Annotated in this window: 15 protein-coding genes and 2 tRNA genes; 2 read left to right on the top strand and 15 right to left on the bottom strand. The window is 37.1% G+C overall.

Annotation, left to right across the window (positions count from 1 at the left end):
* From Q0252_RS02080 to Q0252_RS02010, 15 genes are all read right to left on the bottom strand, one after another.
* The gene (locus Q0252_RS02080; RefSeq protein WP_297983190.1) at positions 1-912 is read right to left on the bottom strand and encodes a glycosyltransferase family 2 protein; all 912 of its coding nucleotides are present in this window, start codon (positions 910-912) and stop codon (positions 1-3) included.
* On the bottom strand, positions 912-1,463 hold the full coding sequence (locus tag Q0252_RS02075) for a putative colanic acid biosynthesis acetyltransferase (RefSeq protein WP_297983188.1): 552 nt from the start codon (positions 1,461-1,463) through the stop codon (positions 912-914). The genes Q0252_RS02080 and Q0252_RS02075 overlap by 1 nt, the downstream gene beginning before the upstream one ends.
* Complete coding sequence (locus tag Q0252_RS02070; protein ID WP_297983187.1) at positions 1,460-2,239, bottom strand: glycosyltransferase family 2 protein; 780 nt, start codon at positions 2,237-2,239, stop codon at positions 1,460-1,462. The genes Q0252_RS02075 and Q0252_RS02070 overlap by 4 nt, the downstream gene beginning before the upstream one ends.
* A gap of 44 nt (positions 2,240-2,283) precedes the next feature.
* Positions 2,284-3,471: a glycosyltransferase gene (locus tag Q0252_RS02065; RefSeq protein WP_297983185.1), complete on the bottom strand. Its 1,188-nt coding sequence runs from the start codon at positions 3,469-3,471 to the stop codon at positions 2,284-2,286.
* Positions 3,468-4,094 (bottom strand): DapH/DapD/GlmU-related protein, encoded by a 627-nt coding sequence (locus Q0252_RS02060; RefSeq protein WP_297983183.1) that lies wholly within the window; start codon positions 4,092-4,094, stop codon positions 3,468-3,470. Before Q0252_RS02060 ends, Q0252_RS02065 begins: the two co-directional genes overlap by 4 nt.
* A gap of 3 nt (positions 4,095-4,097) precedes the next feature.
* Positions 4,098-5,306, bottom strand: a complete 1,209-nt coding sequence (locus Q0252_RS02055) for a glycosyltransferase family 4 protein (protein ID WP_297983181.1) — start codon at positions 5,304-5,306, stop codon at positions 4,098-4,100.
* The gene (locus Q0252_RS02050; protein WP_297983179.1) at positions 5,303-6,559 is read right to left on the bottom strand and encodes a hypothetical protein; all 1,257 of its coding nucleotides are present in this window, start codon (positions 6,557-6,559) and stop codon (positions 5,303-5,305) included. Before Q0252_RS02050 ends, Q0252_RS02055 begins: the two co-directional genes overlap by 4 nt.
* Positions 6,560-6,628: 69 nt before the next feature.
* The gene (locus Q0252_RS02045; protein WP_297983177.1) at positions 6,629-7,897 is read right to left on the bottom strand and encodes an MATE family efflux transporter; all 1,269 of its coding nucleotides are present in this window, start codon (positions 7,895-7,897) and stop codon (positions 6,629-6,631) included.
* A gap of 90 nt (positions 7,898-7,987) precedes the next feature.
* Positions 7,988-9,070, bottom strand: a complete 1,083-nt coding sequence (gene gmd, locus Q0252_RS02040) for a GDP-mannose 4,6-dehydratase (RefSeq protein WP_297983175.1) — start codon at positions 9,068-9,070, stop codon at positions 7,988-7,990.
* A 526-nt stretch (positions 9,071-9,596) separates the two neighbouring features.
* On the bottom strand, positions 9,597-10,568 hold the full coding sequence (locus tag Q0252_RS02035) for an IS110 family transposase (protein ID WP_297983173.1): 972 nt from the start codon (positions 10,566-10,568) through the stop codon (positions 9,597-9,599).
* Positions 10,569-10,877: 309 nt separating this feature from the next.
* Positions 10,878-11,828, bottom strand: a complete 951-nt coding sequence (locus Q0252_RS02030; RefSeq protein WP_297983171.1) for a GDP-L-fucose synthase — start codon at positions 11,826-11,828, stop codon at positions 10,878-10,880.
* Positions 11,829-11,836: 8 nt separating this feature from the next.
* Positions 11,837-12,412 (bottom strand): hypothetical protein, encoded by a 576-nt coding sequence (locus tag Q0252_RS02025; protein ID WP_297983169.1) that lies wholly within the window; start codon positions 12,410-12,412, stop codon positions 11,837-11,839.
* 10 nt (positions 12,413-12,422) lie between these two features.
* Positions 12,423-14,798, bottom strand: coding sequence for a tyrosine-protein kinase (locus Q0252_RS02020; protein WP_297983167.1), 2,376 nt, complete (start codon positions 14,796-14,798; stop codon positions 12,423-12,425).
* Between the two features lies 1 nt (position 14,799).
* Complete coding sequence (locus tag Q0252_RS02015) at positions 14,800-16,170, bottom strand: exopolysaccharide biosynthesis polyprenyl glycosylphosphotransferase (RefSeq protein ID WP_297983165.1); 1,371 nt, start codon at positions 16,168-16,170, stop codon at positions 14,800-14,802.
* Positions 16,171-16,558: 388 nt separating this feature from the next.
* Entirely contained in the window at positions 16,559-17,590 is a 1,032-nt protein-coding gene (locus tag Q0252_RS02010; RefSeq protein ID WP_297983163.1) for an N-acetylmuramoyl-L-alanine amidase, read from the bottom strand.
* Between the two features lie 131 nt (positions 17,591-17,721).
* Here Q0252_RS02010 and Q0252_RS02005 point away from each other — a divergent pair.
* Together Q0252_RS02005 and Q0252_RS02000 are read left to right on the top strand one after the other, a co-directional pair.
* Positions 17,722-17,806 (top strand) — tRNA-Ser (locus tag Q0252_RS02005).
* A gap of 16 nt (positions 17,807-17,822) precedes the next feature.
* Positions 17,823-17,897: transfer RNA gene (locus Q0252_RS02000), tRNA-Pro, on the top strand.
* The last annotated feature ends 177 nt before the right edge of the window (positions 17,898-18,074 follow it).

The following is an 18,074-nucleotide window of genomic DNA, read 5'->3' as shown; positions in this document are numbered from 1 at the left end:
TTACTCCAGTTTTAAACCGTAGTTTTTTTCAATATAAGATTTTATTTTCGAGGCATCTCCTTTGCAGGCTTTCTCGATTTCATAAATTTTAGCATCCACCAACGTTCGGTACCACCAACCTTGCAGAAAGTGCCACAAAAACCCTTCTTTGCCTTCTGTGAAACCGAGTTTTCCAAAGTACCTGTAAAGGAAATAGACAAAACTTCGCCAGAACAAAGGCATACTGTTGTATTTTTCTTTCTTTCTGCGCTTTGCACCGGCATCTTCTGACATTTCTGCCGCGTGATCCTGTTCCTTTTCAGTCAGAAAATGATATTTTAGATTAAGAAGATCTACCGCTTCACGGATGCTGTAGCCATTGTGTTTGGTAATCCACCAACCCAGCGGATTAAGGTTGTCATCGTAGAAACAGTGGTCAAACATTACAGATTTTCCTTCGGAAAGCACAATGTGTTCGTCCATCCATCTTTCTTCGCATTTTCCTTTTCCGTTTCTAAATAAACGCAACATGTTCCACTGTACGTTACCGCGGTTAATTAATTTACCGAGGAAGATCATTTTTCTTTCCATGACGATTCCTGAAACATCACTGCGAATATGGGCAATCTTTGTATTGATTTCTGAAATCAGTTCATCTGACAGATATTCATCAGCGTCCAGACGGAACACCCATTCTGTCGTTATGGGTAAATTTTCAAGACCCCAATTCAGCTGCTTAGAATGGTTGTTTTCCCATTTATTTTGCAATACTTTTGCGCCCAGCGACTCTGCAATCTGCACCGTGCAGTCTGTTGAAAAGGAATCTACCAGGAAAATATCGCTACTGAAACGCTGTGCATTTTTAATACACCGTTCAATGTGTTTTTCTTCGTTGAAGGTTAGAATAACTGTGGAGATGAGTGGCGAGATCATTAGTTTTTCATTTCTCTTTTTTTAATAAATTTTGCGGGATTTCCTCCTATTACTGTCCATGGTTCAACATTTTTGAATACAGCCGCTCGTGCACCAATAACCGCGCCATCACCAACCGTAACATCAGGACCTATAAAAGAGTCAGCAGCTATCCAAACTTGATTTCCAATATTAATAGGATTCAACGTTAGGGGAAGGTTTGAAATAGCGAAATCATGACTAGAAGCACACAAATAGGTTTTTTGAGATACAACCGTATGCGATCCTATAGAGATTTTACCTTGATTATAGCAATCTACATATGGTCCAAGCATACAATTATTCTTCATCTCCAGATTCCAAGGTGCCCATATTTTTACATTATTAAACACAGTACTATTATTACCAATTTTCGCTCCCCAAAATCGCAGAAGAGTGACATGCCACCTTCCAAATAATTTGGTTGGAAATGGTCTGAAGAATATATAATAACATATTAACCAAAGTAATCTTTTTAACTTTATTTGTAGACCAAAATTATCCTCGTATTTTGATAAGTCAACTTTACTCATTTTGTATACCTTATTACATTATAAACTTTGGGAAGTTTTTCCGATAACTGTCTTGATAGTAGCAATAAATTCTTTACAAAAGTATTTTGAAAATTACTATAACCGAGTACTTCTTTACGAACCCGTTGTGCCTCTTCTAAACCTAAATTTTTATTTAGATTTGAAACACCATCAACAGAAAAAATGCAAATTGGTATTGAGAAACAATAAATTTTTTTAGTTAAACTCATAAACTCCAAGGTAAACTTGTAGTCAGCGGCAATTCTGTAGGTTTCATCAAATTTCAAACTATGTTTTCTTATTAAATCCATATTATAAAACATGGCTTGATGACTTGCAAACATTCCATACCAATTGAATTTGTGATTTCGAGACTTTTTATAGAATAGTTGATCGTGCATAGAGTAATAGCAATCGCCATAAACAAAATCTGGCAATTGTTTAAGTTTACTAATGTTTGAACCAAATTTTTCTAGAACATTATCATCATAAAAAGAATCACCACCATTCATGAAAATAACAAAATCACCTGTCGCATGAGACAGACCTTTGTTCATTGCGTTATAAATTCCATCATCCTCTTCGGAAATTATTTTGGTGATAGAATCAGCATAATTAGTAATAATTCCCATAGTATTATCAGTAGATTTTCCGTCAATTACTATAAAGTCAACATTTTTATAATTTTGGTTTATAACACTTTTAATTGTCTTTTTGATAAATTCTTCCCCGTTGTAAACTATTGTCACAACAGATATCTTAATATCCTCTTTCATCGTTATTTTTTCCTTTTTCTAAAATTAATTTAAGGAAGCAAAATTTAAGTCAAATAAACAAAATCAGGCTTCATATGATTTTCTTGGTCAAGCAACCACTTGTACAAAGTAGCAGTTTTCTCTGCAACAGCTGACCACGAAAAGTTATCGTGAACCATCTTCTTACCATTTTGGCCCATCTCAAAGAGTTCTTCATCATTTAAATTTAAAAAGGTAATCAATTGTTCAGCCATTAACTTAGGATTTGTGTCAATCTGGTGGGCAGCTTTTAATTTAAATCCTTCTGGCAAATTGCAATATTCCGTCATGATTACAGGCAGGCCATATGACCATGCTTCTAAAATTGACATTGGCATTCCTTCACTGAAGGAGGGTAAAATGAATGCATCGACGGTTTTTAAAGCTGTTTCTTTTTGAGCATCATATAAGCTTCCTACAAATTGTAAATCGTTATTTAAATCATAATCTATAACTTTTTGTTTTAGCTTTATTAATAGATCTCCTTCATCCTCCCATCCTGCTATTTTTACAGACCATTTATCAAAAATTTTGGGACTAGCAATTTTAATTTTTCCCAATGCTTCAATTAATTGTGTAATACCCTTCTTTGAGTGTATTCTTCCAAGAAAAAGCAATGTTTTTTTCCTATTATTAGTAAAATGATTAATGGATCTTTCCCACTCTATAATTGTAGTGCCATTCGGAATAATCGCGATTGGATTAGTAAATCCTAATTTTCTTATACTACAGTACTCGGAATAATTTAATGCGTGAAAACAGTCGGCACTTTGAAGATTTTCTTGCTCGTACCAAAAATTAATTAATTTCTTAGTCGCGCTGGAATTTTTACTAAGCCATTCATCCATCATTCCTCTTGGCGTAATAATTTTTTTGGAGCTCGCTTTTCTTTTTCTAAAATTATTTGCCGCATTAGAATGATACATCCAAATACCTTGCTGATGTACAATATCAGGATTTAGAAATTTAAGAACTTTATGAATATTGAGAGAAAAACCTAATTTCTTAATAATTGGAAATGAAATAATACTGTACTTTGGCATTGGTAGATCCTCATATTTAGATAAGTCCTCAGCAGAAAACTCATCATTGCAAGAAAGTATATTTGACGAGATATCATCTATTTTATTAACATTTATAGCTAGATTTCGTACACTATAAAAAAGTCCTCCCGCTTTGCGAGAGTTTGAAGTGGTTAGGAATGTAACTTTCATCTTCTCATTTTTAAGACTTTAATTGGAATACCACCAACAACACTGTATGATGGCACGTTTTTATTAACAACAGAATTTGCCGCAATCACGGCTCCTTCTCCTATACTAATTCCTGGTAACACAATACAACCTCTACCAATCCACACATTTCTTCCAATCTTTATTTCAGAGCCGGAAAAACCTTGTTTTTTCATATCGACATCTGGGTTAGAAAAGGTGTGATTATAATCTCTAATACTAACATATTCTCCGATCATTGTATTATCACCAATTTCAATCTTGAAAATAGATGTAATAATGCAACCATCATTTATCGAGACATTTTGGTTAATGATGATTTCGGAATCGATTACCGTCAGAAATTTCACATCTCTTCCAATGGAAACATTTTTTTTAAATGTAATGTTCCTAGTCGGTGAAAGAAATGTCGGAATATTTTGAAATTTAACTGATCTTGCAACGAAGTCAACATTTGCAAAAAGAAAAACAAAAATCCAATTTCCCATCACACGAATTCTCTCTGACAGTATGTGTGCTACTATTAAAATAGATCTAAAGCGATACTTTTTTATATATGATTTGTGTTTCGACAAGCCTTTTTGAAAGTATTTTTGATTTCTCATTTTTTAGATTAATTCGGTTATTAAATCTTTTGAATAATTGAGGGTAGAATGGTTTTTGGCCAATAGAATAGCATTATTACTAATGAGTAATCGTAAATCCTTGTTGTCGTACAGTTCATTAATTCTTTGTACAAAATAATTAATATTACCTGCTTTAGTAACAAAACCATTAACACCATCAACTATATTCGATCCTGATTCAAAGGTTGTTAAAATAGGTAGGCTAAAGTTAAGTGCCTCTAATATGACCATAGCAGAACCTTCAAGGTATGATGGTAAAATAAATGCATTAGCATTTTCATATTCTCTATATAATTTGTCCTTTTCTAACTTGCCCAATAGCTTTATATTAGATGTTTTAGCTATACCAAGTTGCTCTACAGTCTTATTTTCAAGATCACCTGCAATTCTAAATTTTATTTTATTATTTTTTATTCTTTCTGCAATCTTTACAATATCTTGCAAGCCCTTTCGCAAAGAAGAATTTCCTACAAATAATATAGTAAAATCCTCATTTTCGTTTTTCTTTTCAAAATTACTTTGATCTAAAATATTGCGTCCAACACTAAAACCATAATTAACTTTAACTATTTTGTCTTTCTGACAACCTGCTTCAATTAACTTGTTAACAACAAAATCTGACGGTGCTACAATTTTATTGCTAAGAACCCATTCTTCCTCTTCACGTTCCTGTAACCTTTTGCAATTTTCAATTTCATTTGTATAATTTGCACCATACTGCTCTGCGAAAAGATTATACATTTCAATTTGCGCCTTTCTTGGTGCAACACATTGTTCCAATACGGAATAGTAATCGCGCTTACTTGCAATCCTAAAAAATTCCAATGCTGTTACATCAAAAGAATAAACTGCATTTGCTTTGTTTTTGCCAATCTCAATTCTCGAAAGCTTTGCAAGCATTTTGCTTCCTTCTTGATACGCAAAGAAGTTCTTCTGATATACTTTCTGCAACAAACGAAAGTTCACACCAGCAGTGATATTTTCTTTAACAAGTTCTCTAGGTATCTTAGTGTTCTTATATTTAGAAAGAGTTTTTATAAAATTATTAGGTAAAAAATTCGCGAACAGAGAGCCAGATTTTAGCTCATAAAAATCAGTAATTAAACAATCTAACATTTGTGCTTCATGCAGGATTTCAGCTACATCATACATTCTACGTTTTGATAATTGCTGGACGATATATTTTTTCATTTTCTAGCTAACTTAAAAAATTTTAAAACTTTAAGGTAATATAATAACAATGTAATGATCAAAAGAAATACTAGCGGAGTCCAGAAATAAGAAAAAGAATGATTAAAAATTGATACTAGAAAAGAATTAAAAAACAAAATAATGAAAAGAAAAAAGGTTGAAAAATATTTAAAACTCCATAAAAAGTTCAATAAAAAACCAAATCCAAAAAACATCAAAAATCCTAAATAAGAAAAAGCTGAAAATGCATTAAAATATGCAGTACTCGTTGTGACACCATGTGTTAACTTTTGTACGAATGGCTGATAGTTAAATTTAATTATCAATGATTCCTTTACGTCTGCTCCAACCAAACGTCGTGGAACATAATTAACAACCAACATATTCCAAACTTGAAGACCAAAATCATACTCATTTTGATCTCTTACATAGTTAATTGCAATAAAAGCATTTCTAATATCCATTCCATTTTCGTAATCTTTTTGTTCAAAGCCAGCTTTATAACTATCAAGATAACTATCAAACGAAGGCTCGACAATCTTTGAGCTATTTTCTTTGTAATAATCATTTCGAATGTCAACAATTTTCGAAGAGATAATAGTTCCCCCCAGTAAAAAAGAAACAAAAACTATCTTCACAATAGTTCTGAGATAATAATTTTTTCTTAATAATAAAAAACAAAACCACGACATATTTATAATTAAAAACAATCCTTCGCTTCGGGATCCTTTTAAGAAAAATGCGTAGTAGATCAAAGGTATTAATGATAGAACAAAAGATAAAAGGACAACTACTTTAACTTTCCGGTTAACGATGAGAATTATGCTAAGACAAAGAGATACTCTAGAAAAGGTTTTTAAAAAAACCGGAATTACGTTATCTTCCGCCTGATTATAAGTGCCGCTAAAAATAAATAAAGTCGAGAAACCAATTAGAGAAAATAACACATTGATAATTGATAGTTTCTCTAAATCGAAATCAATTTTCCATTTGTTCTCCTTTTGAGGAATCTTCAAATAGAAGCCAAGAAAAAAAAACAAATTACAGCTAATTATCACATAGTAAAACAAACCTGTGGAGTAATAATTTGTTAATGGATTATTGTAAATACTAAAAAGCTGTGGTACAAAAATAAACACCGAGGTGTAAGACAAGATAAATCCCGGAGAAAAAACTCCATCTTTTAGAAATAGCGATCTAGCAAAAACAAATAAGTTTAAAACAATATATATTATTAAAAAAAGAATATCCATATGAATATTAATATTTATCCTTAATCATCATCCGATTGACAAGTTTGGTTATGCATTTTTATAGCCATATTAATTTTTCTTAATTGCTAAAATATACTTTAGCACATCTTCCTTTTTTAATTTAATCAATTGGGCTGCGAAAGGTAAAACAGTAAAAAACATTGCAAATTCGAACAATAACGCACCAAATGCAGCACCATTCAAGTCGAAGTTTTTAGATAAAAAGTAAACTGATACAATGGAAAGGATAGATAAAAACAGTCCAGATATATGAATTTTAAAAGGTTTGTTCATCGCTAAAAACATAAGTTCACCAGTCCACCATGATGCGTTAAAAATGATGCTTAATACAAAAAATAGCCACATCATTTTTGGAGGGTTCAGTTCATTTTTAGTCCAAAGGTGATAAAAATCCAATCCAAAGAACCAAAGTAAAATACTTCCAAGGCAAGCCAGAACAAATGTTGCCACCATACATGACAAAAACAGCTTTTTTGCTTTCTCAACATTCCCAACACCAATCTCGTATTGTATTTCCGGTAGCGCAGAACTGTTTATTACAGTGAAAATTTGGTTTACACTTCTGCTTAAAGTTCTCACGGTGTTGTACACTGCAACAGCTGTAGGACCCAGAACCAATCTCACCACTAATGTTGATCCTTGAAATAAAATTGTCTGCCATGCCGGTGCTAACATATACCCCATACCAATTTTGAAAGTTTCCCTTACATCTTCCTTTACAATTTTTGCTTTCGCAAATTCGGGTGACGCAATTCTTTTTATGGACATCCAAATGTATATTGGATTGAAAAACAAGGCGATGATGAAATTAGAAAATGCAAATGCGATAATGTTGCCGCCAAGTTTTAATACCACGATTCCTATAATAATTACCAGAAAACCATAAATATTTAACAGATGTCTGCTGAGCGCTGCCTTTCTTTCGGCACGATAGAACGCATCATATAACTGCTGATAAAAATTGAGCAATTTTGCGGCGATTAGAAAACTTACCGCAATAACAGCATCATTAGGGGATATTAGAGAATTATTGAATACTCCCAAATATTTGAGTAGTAATAAAGTTAGTGTCGATACAACTAGGACAGAAAGAACAACCAAATTAATTATTCTGTTTCCTGCCTTCGCGATGTTGGCTGCACCCTGCTTGTCGCCAGATGCATAACGTAGCACAAAAGTGTTTGCTGCCGCTGTACCAAAACCAAAATCCGAAAAACCTAAGACAGAAGGTATAATCGTTAAAGTTAACCATTCTCCATAGTATTCAGTTCCCCATGCCGTAATAAAGAAAGGTACCAACAGTAACTGTTCAGCCACTCTGATAAATTTCTGTATAACATTCGCTATACCGTTATGGAAGAGGTTTTTCTTTAGAGACATTATTGATTAATCCTAAATATCACTGAATTAAATTGCCATTACCTTCAAATCACTCTCCACCATCTCCTTCACCAGTCCTTTCAGGTCATACTTCGGTTCCCAGCCTAATTTGGTTTTAGACTTGGTAGGGTCACCAATCAATAAATCCACTTCCGTTGGGCGGTAGTATTCAGGATCTACTTTCAGCACGGTTTTGCCAATTTCCAGCTGGTAAGCCAGGTTGTGGCAAGCCTTAACGTTGGCAGTTTCGTTTTCGCCGGTGCCTTCAAACTCCAGCTCAATGCCCACTTCTTCAAAAGCCATTTTTACAAAATCTCGTACGCGTGTAGTTTCGCCCATCGCAATCACATAATCTTCAGGCTGGTCCTGCTGCAGGATGCGCCACATGGCTTCCACATAGTCTTTGGCATGGCCCCAGTCGCGCTGCGCTTCCAGATTTCCCAGATACAGAATATCCTGTTTTCCCAAAGCAATATTGGCTACGGCCATGGTAATTTTACGCGTGACGAAAGTTTCCCCACGGCGCGGCGACTCATGGTTAAACAAAATCCCGTTGCAGGCATACATGCCATAGGCTTCGCGGTAGTTTTTGGTAATCCAGAAACCGTAAATTTTGGCAACACCATACGGAGAACGCGGATAAAACGGTGAGTTTTCGTCGTACAGACCGGTTTCCGGGTTTTTATTTTCGGGCAGACCGCCGTAGAGTTCAGACGTTGAAGCCTGGTAAATTCTGGTTTTCTTTTCAAGACCGAGAATCCTTACGGCTTCCAGAATCCTTAAAGTTCCCAGTCCGTCCACATTGCCCACATATTCGGGAGAATCAAAAGATACCTTGACGTGCGACATCGCCCCCAGGTTGTAGATTTCATCGGGCTGCACTTCCTGAATGATGCGGATGATATTGGTGGAATCGGTAAGATCGCCGTAATGCAGCTTAAAGTTGACATGCTGCTCGTGCTGATCGATATACAAATGATCGATACGCTGGGTATTGAAGGAAGAGGCTCTTCTCTTGATCCCATGGACCATGTATCCTTTCTCCAGCAGAAGTTCTGCAAGATAGGAGCCGTCCTGACCGGTGATGCCGGTGATGAGTGCTGTTTTCATATTTTAGGCTGAGGTTCAGGCTGAGGTTTTTCAGACTGAAACTGTTTTATTTTTTTGGTTGCTGGTTTCTGGTTTTAGTTTTATTCACCAATGACTGTTCACTTTTTTTTTAACGCAAAGGTTTATTTTGCGCTGTTCTATTTTTAAGGCGCTTCGCTAAGCAAAGGACGCGAAGGTGAAAATCTATAGATTTTCGTTACCTTTAGAATGCATATTTTTTCTTTTTTAAATGCAATGCTTTATTTTGCTTTGCGTTTACGTTGAGTTTCAAGTTGCAGGTTTCAGGTTTTAGGTTTTAGTTTTATTCACCATTCACTATTCACCATTCACCATTCACTATTCACTACTCACTACTCACTACTCACTACTCACTATTCACTATTAGCTTTTTATTGCTTCGCTTTCGGTTTTCGCTGCTGTGCGGGTGCTTTTCACCGCTGCGCGGAGGGAAGAGAGATTGCTTCGTCATTTGACTTCGTCGAACATTCTATGTTATATTCCAAAATTTTTAGGTTCATTTTTTTAATTATTTTGCAAAATCCAGTTGATATTTGTTTTTAGATTTTATTATTCCAAAGGCTTGTCGTAGCAGTTTGTTGCAAACTGCTATTAAAGCTAATTTTTTACATTTCCCTTTTTCCAAAATCCTTTCATATAAGGCTTTGCATTGCGGATTGCATTTTACCGCACTCCAAGAGCAGATGAATAAGACACTTCGGATATATTCTTTGGTTGTTCGGCATTTGCCGATTGTTATTTTTTTGTTTCCGGAATGATACATTCTTGGAGCAACTCCAAAGTATTTACTTACCGATTTTGAGTGTTCAAAACTCTTGAAATGGTTCGTTGCAACCAGCAATAAGAGCGAGGTTTTCTCTCCAATTCCATTAATGCTCTTGAGCAGAGTTTTATTCTCTTGCAATTCCTCATCTTCCAGTTTTGGCAATCGTTTCAAAAGTTTTTCTATCTCTTTTTGCAAATTATTAATCAATGTTTCATAATGTTTTACCACCTCTTTATTGAGTCTTGCTTTTTGGCGCAGAGATTTTAATTTTAATGAAAATCTCGCTTTCTCCTGTTCCAAATCCTGCAAAAGATTGAGTTCCTGTTCTAAAAATTCAAGATTCTCTTTTTTGGGTTCAAAAGGATAAATTTCCATTTTCTCTCCAAAATCCCGGATTAATTTAGCATCTTCATCATCAGTTTTACTGATTAAGTTTCTTACTTCTGCATATTTTTTAATCGTCAAAGGATTTACCTGATAAACATCAAATCCCTTTGAATAAGCATAGTAAAGGATTTTGCTACTGTAAGAACCGGTGGCTTCTACTACAATTTTATAATCCTTTTGGTCTAACTTTTTCAGACAGCTTAAAATATCTTTTTTCAAATTGCCAATATTCATTACGATTTCTTGGTTTTGTGCGTTTTTGAAACTTATGGTCAAAAACTTTGAGCTTACGTCAATTCCTACTACTTTCTTTTCTAAATTTACCATACAATTACTTTAAATGTATTGGAATTTTGTTTTCTTATGAACCAGTGTGATAAGAGTTTTTCTCTTTATAAACAGCATTCTATTCGGTTTCCAGAAAACAAGCAGTAGGGACTTATTGTTCGACACGATATTTTTGTATCAACCACTTCTCTGACTTTTTCCTACTGCTTTTTCCAATATGTTTGTAAATGTAATTTTTTAACTTTTTATCTAAACTATTATTAAAAAGCAAACTTATCACCACTTTGTTAGGTTTCGCTTTGCTACATTCCTCGCAATGACAAGACCCGTTAACATCCATCATTCTATCTAAATCCTGACCTGTTTGAAGGTGTCTATGTTTTCCAGGAACCACTGGTAAGTCTTGGCGATGCCTTCGTTGAGGTTTGTTTTTGGTTTCCAGCCTAAAGCGCGCATTTTAGAGCTGTCCATGAGTTTTCGGGGAGTGCCGTCCGGTTTTGAGCTGTCCCAGATGATTTGTCCGTCATAGCCCACTGTTTTTCCAATTTTTTCCGCCAGTTCCTTAATCGTAAGATCTGAACCGAAGCCCACATTGTAGAGATGTTCCGGCAAGGTATTCTGCAGTGCAAAAAATACGGCTTCCGCAAGGTCATCTACAAAAAGGAATTCGCGCAGTGGAGTGCCGGAGCCCCATAGTTCTACAGCTGGTTTTCCGTTGACTTTGGCCTCATGAAACTTGCGGATCATGGCCGGCAAAACGTGCGAAGTTTCCAGGTCGAAATTATCGCCGTAACCGTAAAGATTCGTCGGCATAAGCGACACATAATCTTTCCCAAACTGTTTGCGGACTGCTTCGCAGGCTTTTACCCCGGCAATTTTTGCAATGGCGTACCATTCGTTCGTCGGCTCCAGCGGTGCGCTTAAGAGACTGTCTTCGGTAATAGGCTGTGCAGCCATTTTTGGATAAATGCAGGAAGAACCCAGAAAAACGAACTTCTGCACGTCATTTTTTAATGAAGCGGTAATCAGATTATTCTGAATGAGCATATTATCCATCAGAAACTGATAGGGATAAGAGCTGTTGGCCAGAATTCCGCCTACTTTTGCCGCGGCATCAATCACAATTTCTGGTTTTTCCTCCCGGAAAAAAGCCTCCACTTCCGTCTGGCTGCGCAGATCCAGTTCACTGCTGGTTTTTCCGACAAGATTTGTAAAACCTTTGGCTTCAAGATTACGCCAGACGGCGGAACCAACCATTCCGCGGTGCCCGGCGATCAATACTTTTGCAGAAGATGACATCATGTTTTTTAGTTTACTCTTCTGCTGGTTTTATGGCTTAATCCGAAAATGTACCCGATGCCCAGTCCTGCTGTGGCGAATGAATTTTTACCCAGGTTATTTTCACCACCAAAAGAAAGATCAGTAAATGCCGCGAAATCCCAGTTGTTGTAGGTAAGACCGGCTTTTGGCGCAATTATAGCACCAAAATAGTTCCCTCCTGCCATTGCTACACCGAGACGTGGCTCCACATACCATCCGTTCTGTACCGTATCAAAAATAAAACGGTAACCGCCCAATAGAGCGGAGTAGTTCATTCCGTCGTTTTTATTGTTGCCAATGTTTGAAATAAATTTACCACCGCTGTAAGGGTTGCTGAATCCTTTAAGACCAACCGTTACATAATTTTTGGCATGGTTAAAAATCATATCCTGCACCATATAAGATACGGTACCTCCCAAACCAAAGGTTTTGTCCATATCCGAGTTCAGCACAAAGCCAGCCTCACCGGAAACAGAGATGAATTTTCTTGAATTTTCTGTGTCCTGCGCATTTGCGCTTACTGAAGCAGACAATAGCAATGCTGCACATAAGTTTTTGATCATAAAGTTAAATTTAGTGTCTGTTTGTTAGTATTTTTTTCCACCACGAAGGTTTTCTGTATTCAGATTGGTAATAGCCGTACTGGTAATAGTAGCCGCTGTTGTATCCGTCGTATTTTTCCGGATTGAAGTCGTTCACTACCAAGTTCATTTTCGGCAGTTTACCGGAGCGGAACAGCTCATCGGCAATTTCAAGCTGGCGTTTGTCGGTATGGTTCACTCTGGTCGTGAACAGAGTAAGGTCGGCATATTTTCCGATAATCTGATAATCTGTTACAACCGCAGGAGGACAGTCGATCACAATAAAGTCGAACTGTTTTTTAATTTCCTCAAACATTTGCGCTGCTTCTTTGGACATGAGCAGTTCTGAAGGATTTGGCGGAATGGTTCCACTTGGAATGACTTTCAGATTATCAAATCCGTCCACCGGATAGATAATATCATCCAGGCTTAAATCGTGTACCGCATAATCCGAGAATCCTTTTTCGTTGTGCAGGTGGAGTTCTGTCGCGAGACGCGGCTTTCTTAAGTCCATCCCAATCACGAGAACTTTCACTTCCTTATTGGCGGCGAGTGTTGCGGCAAGATTCAGGGAGATGAAAGTTTTTCCTTCACCCGGCATGGAAGAGGTGACCATGACGGTGGTAGCCTGATCCGGATTCTGGTAAAAATGTAAGTTTGTGCGCAAAATACGGAACTGTTCCGCGAGCGGGCTGCGTGGATTGTTTTTCACTTCGAAAAGCACAGGGTTCACTTGGTGACCAATTTCACCGATAATCGGCATCTGCGTTCTCTTTTTAATATCGTTTTTGGTCTGAATTTTTGTATTTGATTTTCTTCGGATAAAGCTAACCACAAACGGAATCAGCGCTCCGGTAAGTAAACCTGCGAGTAAGAACATGTTTCTTTTCGGACTTACAGGTTCATCAACTACTCTGGCATAATCAATCACCCTCGTGTTAGAAAGGGTAGAAGATTTACCGAGGGCAGTTTCTTCCCGTTTTTTCAGAAGGAATAAATAAAGCTCCTGCTTAATTGCCTGCTGTCGAGAAATATCCAGGTATTCTCTTTCCTGCTGTGGAATTTTACGAATCTGGCTTAGGTTTTGTCCAGTTTCGGAACGCAACTGGTTTACAACGGTTCCATAGGATTTACGCGTAGAAGCAATACTTCCGATAAGTTCGCTGCGCAGCGCACCAATCTGTCCGTTCAGGCTTTTCATGAGCGGGTTGTCCGGAGTGGCGCTTCTCCCGAGTTTTTCTTTCTGCACCACCAACGCATTGTACTGGTTGATGATCGCCGAAAGGGAAGCGTCCTGCGTCAACATTCCCGAAGGAATGACATTGGAATTTCCGCTTCTTAAATGATTTTCGAGTGCTGAAGCCACGTTATGCTGGATTTCCGCATCGATGAGTTTCTGAGAATTTTCTTTGGTGGATTCAAGCAGTACTTTTACCTGGTCATCAATATTGGTAATCTGGTTTCTTTGTTTAAAGTTCTGGATGGCCCCTTCCACATCGCGCAGTTCGCCAGTGACTTCCGCCAAACGCTCGTTGATGAAGAGCATGGTACTGTCGTTGATGCTGTTGTTGTCTTTTACCCCTTCCGCAATATAGGTGTCGATGAGTTTGTTCATGACTTTTTTGTCGCGCTGCGGATTTGGCGATTTCATTTCGAGGGTAATAATGCTCGTGTTTTTGTTTGGAATCACGGGCTGAATATTCTGGATGTAATATTCCACCGTTTGCGAAGGTTTTCTTACGGTAAGGATCCATTCCGCATTTTCGGCTTTCAATCCCACCGGTTTTTGGAAGACCAGCGTTCCCACGGGAAGCGTGAACGGTTTATTCCAGATTATATCAATATTTTTGTCTTCGCTTTCGATCCATACTTTTCCGTTGTTGGTATGTACGGTGTAGGAATAGGAGAGGTTGTCTTCGAAAACGTCTTTGCCGTAGTTCAGGATGTTCACATTCCACGGAACATCGTAAATTTTCTGGTCTTTAGTTTTGATAAACTGGTTCTTTTTTACCTCGGTATTCAGGTTCAGGGTATTCACCACTTTTTCCATGATGGAGTAGGTGGTAATAATTTCGAGCTCGTTATCCACGGAACTTGATCCCGAAAACAGGCCGAGATCCATAAAGACATCGGCGTTCTTCATTCCGGATTTTCCGCTTTCGTCCTTAATGAGGATTTTGGATTTCACCACGTACTGCGGTTCCTGTTTTTTATAGTAGATCCATGCGGCAATGAGTCCGAGCAGTGCGCAGATTACGATCCATGGTAAAAGTCTTTTCACCATGAAAAAGAAATCGGCAAATGAGGCGGATTTTTCAGTTTCCTCCCATTCGAATTCGTCCCATTCGGATATTTTTTTCTCTGTCATACTAATACGCTTGCTTGTCGCCTTTTAAGATGTTAAAAAGCGTCAAAAATACTATTTTAATGTCTAACATCAAAGACCAATTTTGGATGTACCAAGTGTCTTTTTGAACGCGCTGCTCCATCTCATCATCATTTCGGATTTCACCCCTGCTTCCCATCACCTGTGCCCAACCCGTGATGCCGGGTTTTACATAGTGGCGAATCATGTATTTCTGTACGAGTTCGGAATATTTGCTGGTTTGCGACACCATGTGCGGCCGCGGTCCCACTACAGACATATCGCCCATGAGTACATTGATGAACTGCGGAAGCTCATCGATACTGGTTTTTCTAAGAAATGCACCTAAAGCCGTAACTCTGCTGTCGTTTTTGCTGGCGATTTTTTTGTCGGCTTCGCCGTTCACTTTCATGCTCCTGAATTTAAGGCAGTAGAAATCGCGGTTCAGGTATCCGGAACGTTTCTGCTTAAAAAGAATGGGACCCGGATCTGTAATTTTAACCAGCAGTGCAACGAGCGGATAAAGCCATGACAGAATAAATACAATAACCAGTGCAGAAAAAACGATATCAAATGTACGTTTGTATATTCTGTTTTCTTTTTCTTCCAAAGGTTCTGAGATGGATTTGATCATCGGGATTCCTTTGAACGAAACCAAACGAGAAGTATTCAGATCAACACCTTTAAGGTCCGGAATTACATAAATTCTGATCATGTTTCTGTTGGCAATGGTCATGATTTCCTCGAAGCTCACCCTGTCCACCGCATCATCACACAGAATAACATTTTGAAGATTATCAATCTTGAGCAGTCTTTTTGCGGCGATAATTCGGTTTTCAGTAATGTTTTTCAGCTTGTTGGGATGGATGTTGTAAGTGCCAAAAATACCGAACGACTCAATGAAATCTGTTTTTTTTAAGCTTTCGGTAAAGCTGTTATGTCCGATAATAATAGTATTGAAGTTCTTGCTTAAATTTTCTCTTTCGCTGCGGCGGTACATAAAGAGTAAAATACGGCCAATGATCATTACCGAGCTAATGGCAGCTGCGTAAATGAAGAACTCCTTATAGAAATAAAATGAATTGCTAATGGAATATTTGAATGAGGCACTGAAGCGAAACAGGGTTACCACCAAAAATACCGCCAGTGCCTTTACAAACAGGGTGTAATGTTTTACAGAACTTCTTGTTGTAAGATTTTTATAAACAGTGAAAAATTTGGCAATAAAATACCACCATACATTAGACAGCAAAACAAATGCAAGCATCTTTTCGCTGTCCATTCCTGTAAATAAAGAGTTTAATCCTGCAAAAAAGAGAAGATTAATACTCAGAAAGTCTATTAAAAAAAGACAGGACCTTAAATGTCGAGCCATTAAAAAATAATTTTTTTACTTATATTATAGTTTTAAAAAAAAATAATTTCTGTCATTTGGTTTTTAAGAAAAAAAGAAAAATTGCGGTATTTTTCATACCCTATTTTTACAACATCTTCTTGGGTTGCAAAATTAAAGTAAAAAATTGTGCAATGGAAGTGTTTTTAAAAACAAATATTAGTTGGTTGACAAAAATTGACAATTTCTTATCGTAAGTTACTAATTATTAAATCGTTAACGGTATCTAAAAAAAATATTGATTTGAAAAAATCTTTACGGACGACATAGCAGCTCGATTAATTTTGGAGCAAAAATAAAGTACAGCGTCAAGCAAAAAAAAGAGAGACCATTTCTGATTTCTCTTTTTATATGAATTTTTAGCGATAACTTATTTTGCCGGATATTTCTGAACCAAAGCCTGTAAAATAGCCCAGGTTTCTGCATCCATTACACCACTGTAATTTTGTGGGCGGAAGTGATACTGAAACGCTTCTATGGTTTTCTTTGTGGCATTGTCCCAGGTTCCGCTTGGTTCCAAACCGTATCCAAACTGTTGTAAATAGGTCTGAACTTTAAATATAAATGTAGAATTATTCAACTGTGCTGCAAATTCTTCCGGGGTAATACTTCCCTGAAAACTTTGAACAGTTGCGTCATCATACCACATTCCTAAACCATACTCGGTATATAATCTCTTCCATGGAAAAAAAGGTCCTGGATCCTGTTTTCTGGTTGGCGCGATGTCCGAATGTCCCAAAACATTGGTAGCGGGAATTTGGTATCTGTCAACAATATCTTTCGCCAAAGCCGCAATTTTTTTCACCTGCCATTCAGGATATTGGTAAAAAGTTCTTCCACCAGCTCCATCAGGAGTAAAACCAAGGTTTACAATCTCAATACCGATAGAAGTGTCATTCAGCATATTATCTTTTCTCCATGCGCTAATTCCTGCGTGATAAGAACGCTTATTTTCGTCCACCAGCTGATAAATTTCTTTATCATCTAAATCATTTACCAAATAATGCGCACTTACACTTTGTTGGGTAAGGACAGTAACAGATTTATCATTATCTAAAGCCGTGTAATGTAAAATCAAATATCTGGTTCTGAAATTTTGTGCAACCGCCGGAAAATAAGTTTTCACTACTTTATACGAAGCGGGTTTCGCTGTAACAATAGAACCATAACTTATGGTGTTGTCATTTTTTGATGGATCTGCAATATTAACTTTATAAAAGTCATTATGGCCATCATTAGTTACATGAGGTTTCCCTGTAGCAATAGGAACGGCAGCCGGAGTTGTTTTCGCAGGGGTAGTTGTCGCAGGTTTGGGTTTGGCTACAACTTTTTGTGTTGGTTTAGAAGAACCGCATGAAATTATTGCAAAACTTAATCCTATGATATATAACGTATTACGCATTTTTACTGTGTTTTAAGTGATTTATAGGTCAAAAATACAAAAAAAATTAAGTAATTTTTTTTGGTTAATATGTAAAACTATTTTATATTTGCACTCGCAATTACAGAAAAGAAGTTCTTAAAAAATTGCAAGGAGGGTTGCCGGAGTGGTTAACGGAGCAGTTTGCTAAACTGTCGACCTGCAAGGGTCGCATGAGTTCGAATCTCATACCCTCCGCAACAGCAAAATTATTCGGGGCGTAGCGTAGTCCGGTCATCGCGCCTGGTTTGGGACCAGGAGGTCGCAGGTTCGAATCCTGCCGCCCCGACTTTTTTAAAATTCACAGAAATTTTTGCGAAAAAATTTTAGGGTGCGTAGCTCAGCTGGATAGAGCATTCCGATTTAATCGGAACTGTCAAAGGTTTGAGAAACAATTTTAAAGAAAACAAAAGGGTGCGTAGCTCAGCTGGATAGAGCATTCCGATTTAATCGGAACTGTCAAAGG

The organism is uncultured Chryseobacterium sp. (assembly GCF_936933875.1).
In the GTDB taxonomy this organism is placed as follows: Bacteria; Bacteroidota; Bacteroidia; order Flavobacteriales; family Weeksellaceae; genus CAKZIK01.
This window is presented reverse-complemented; position numbering and strand designations above follow the sequence as displayed.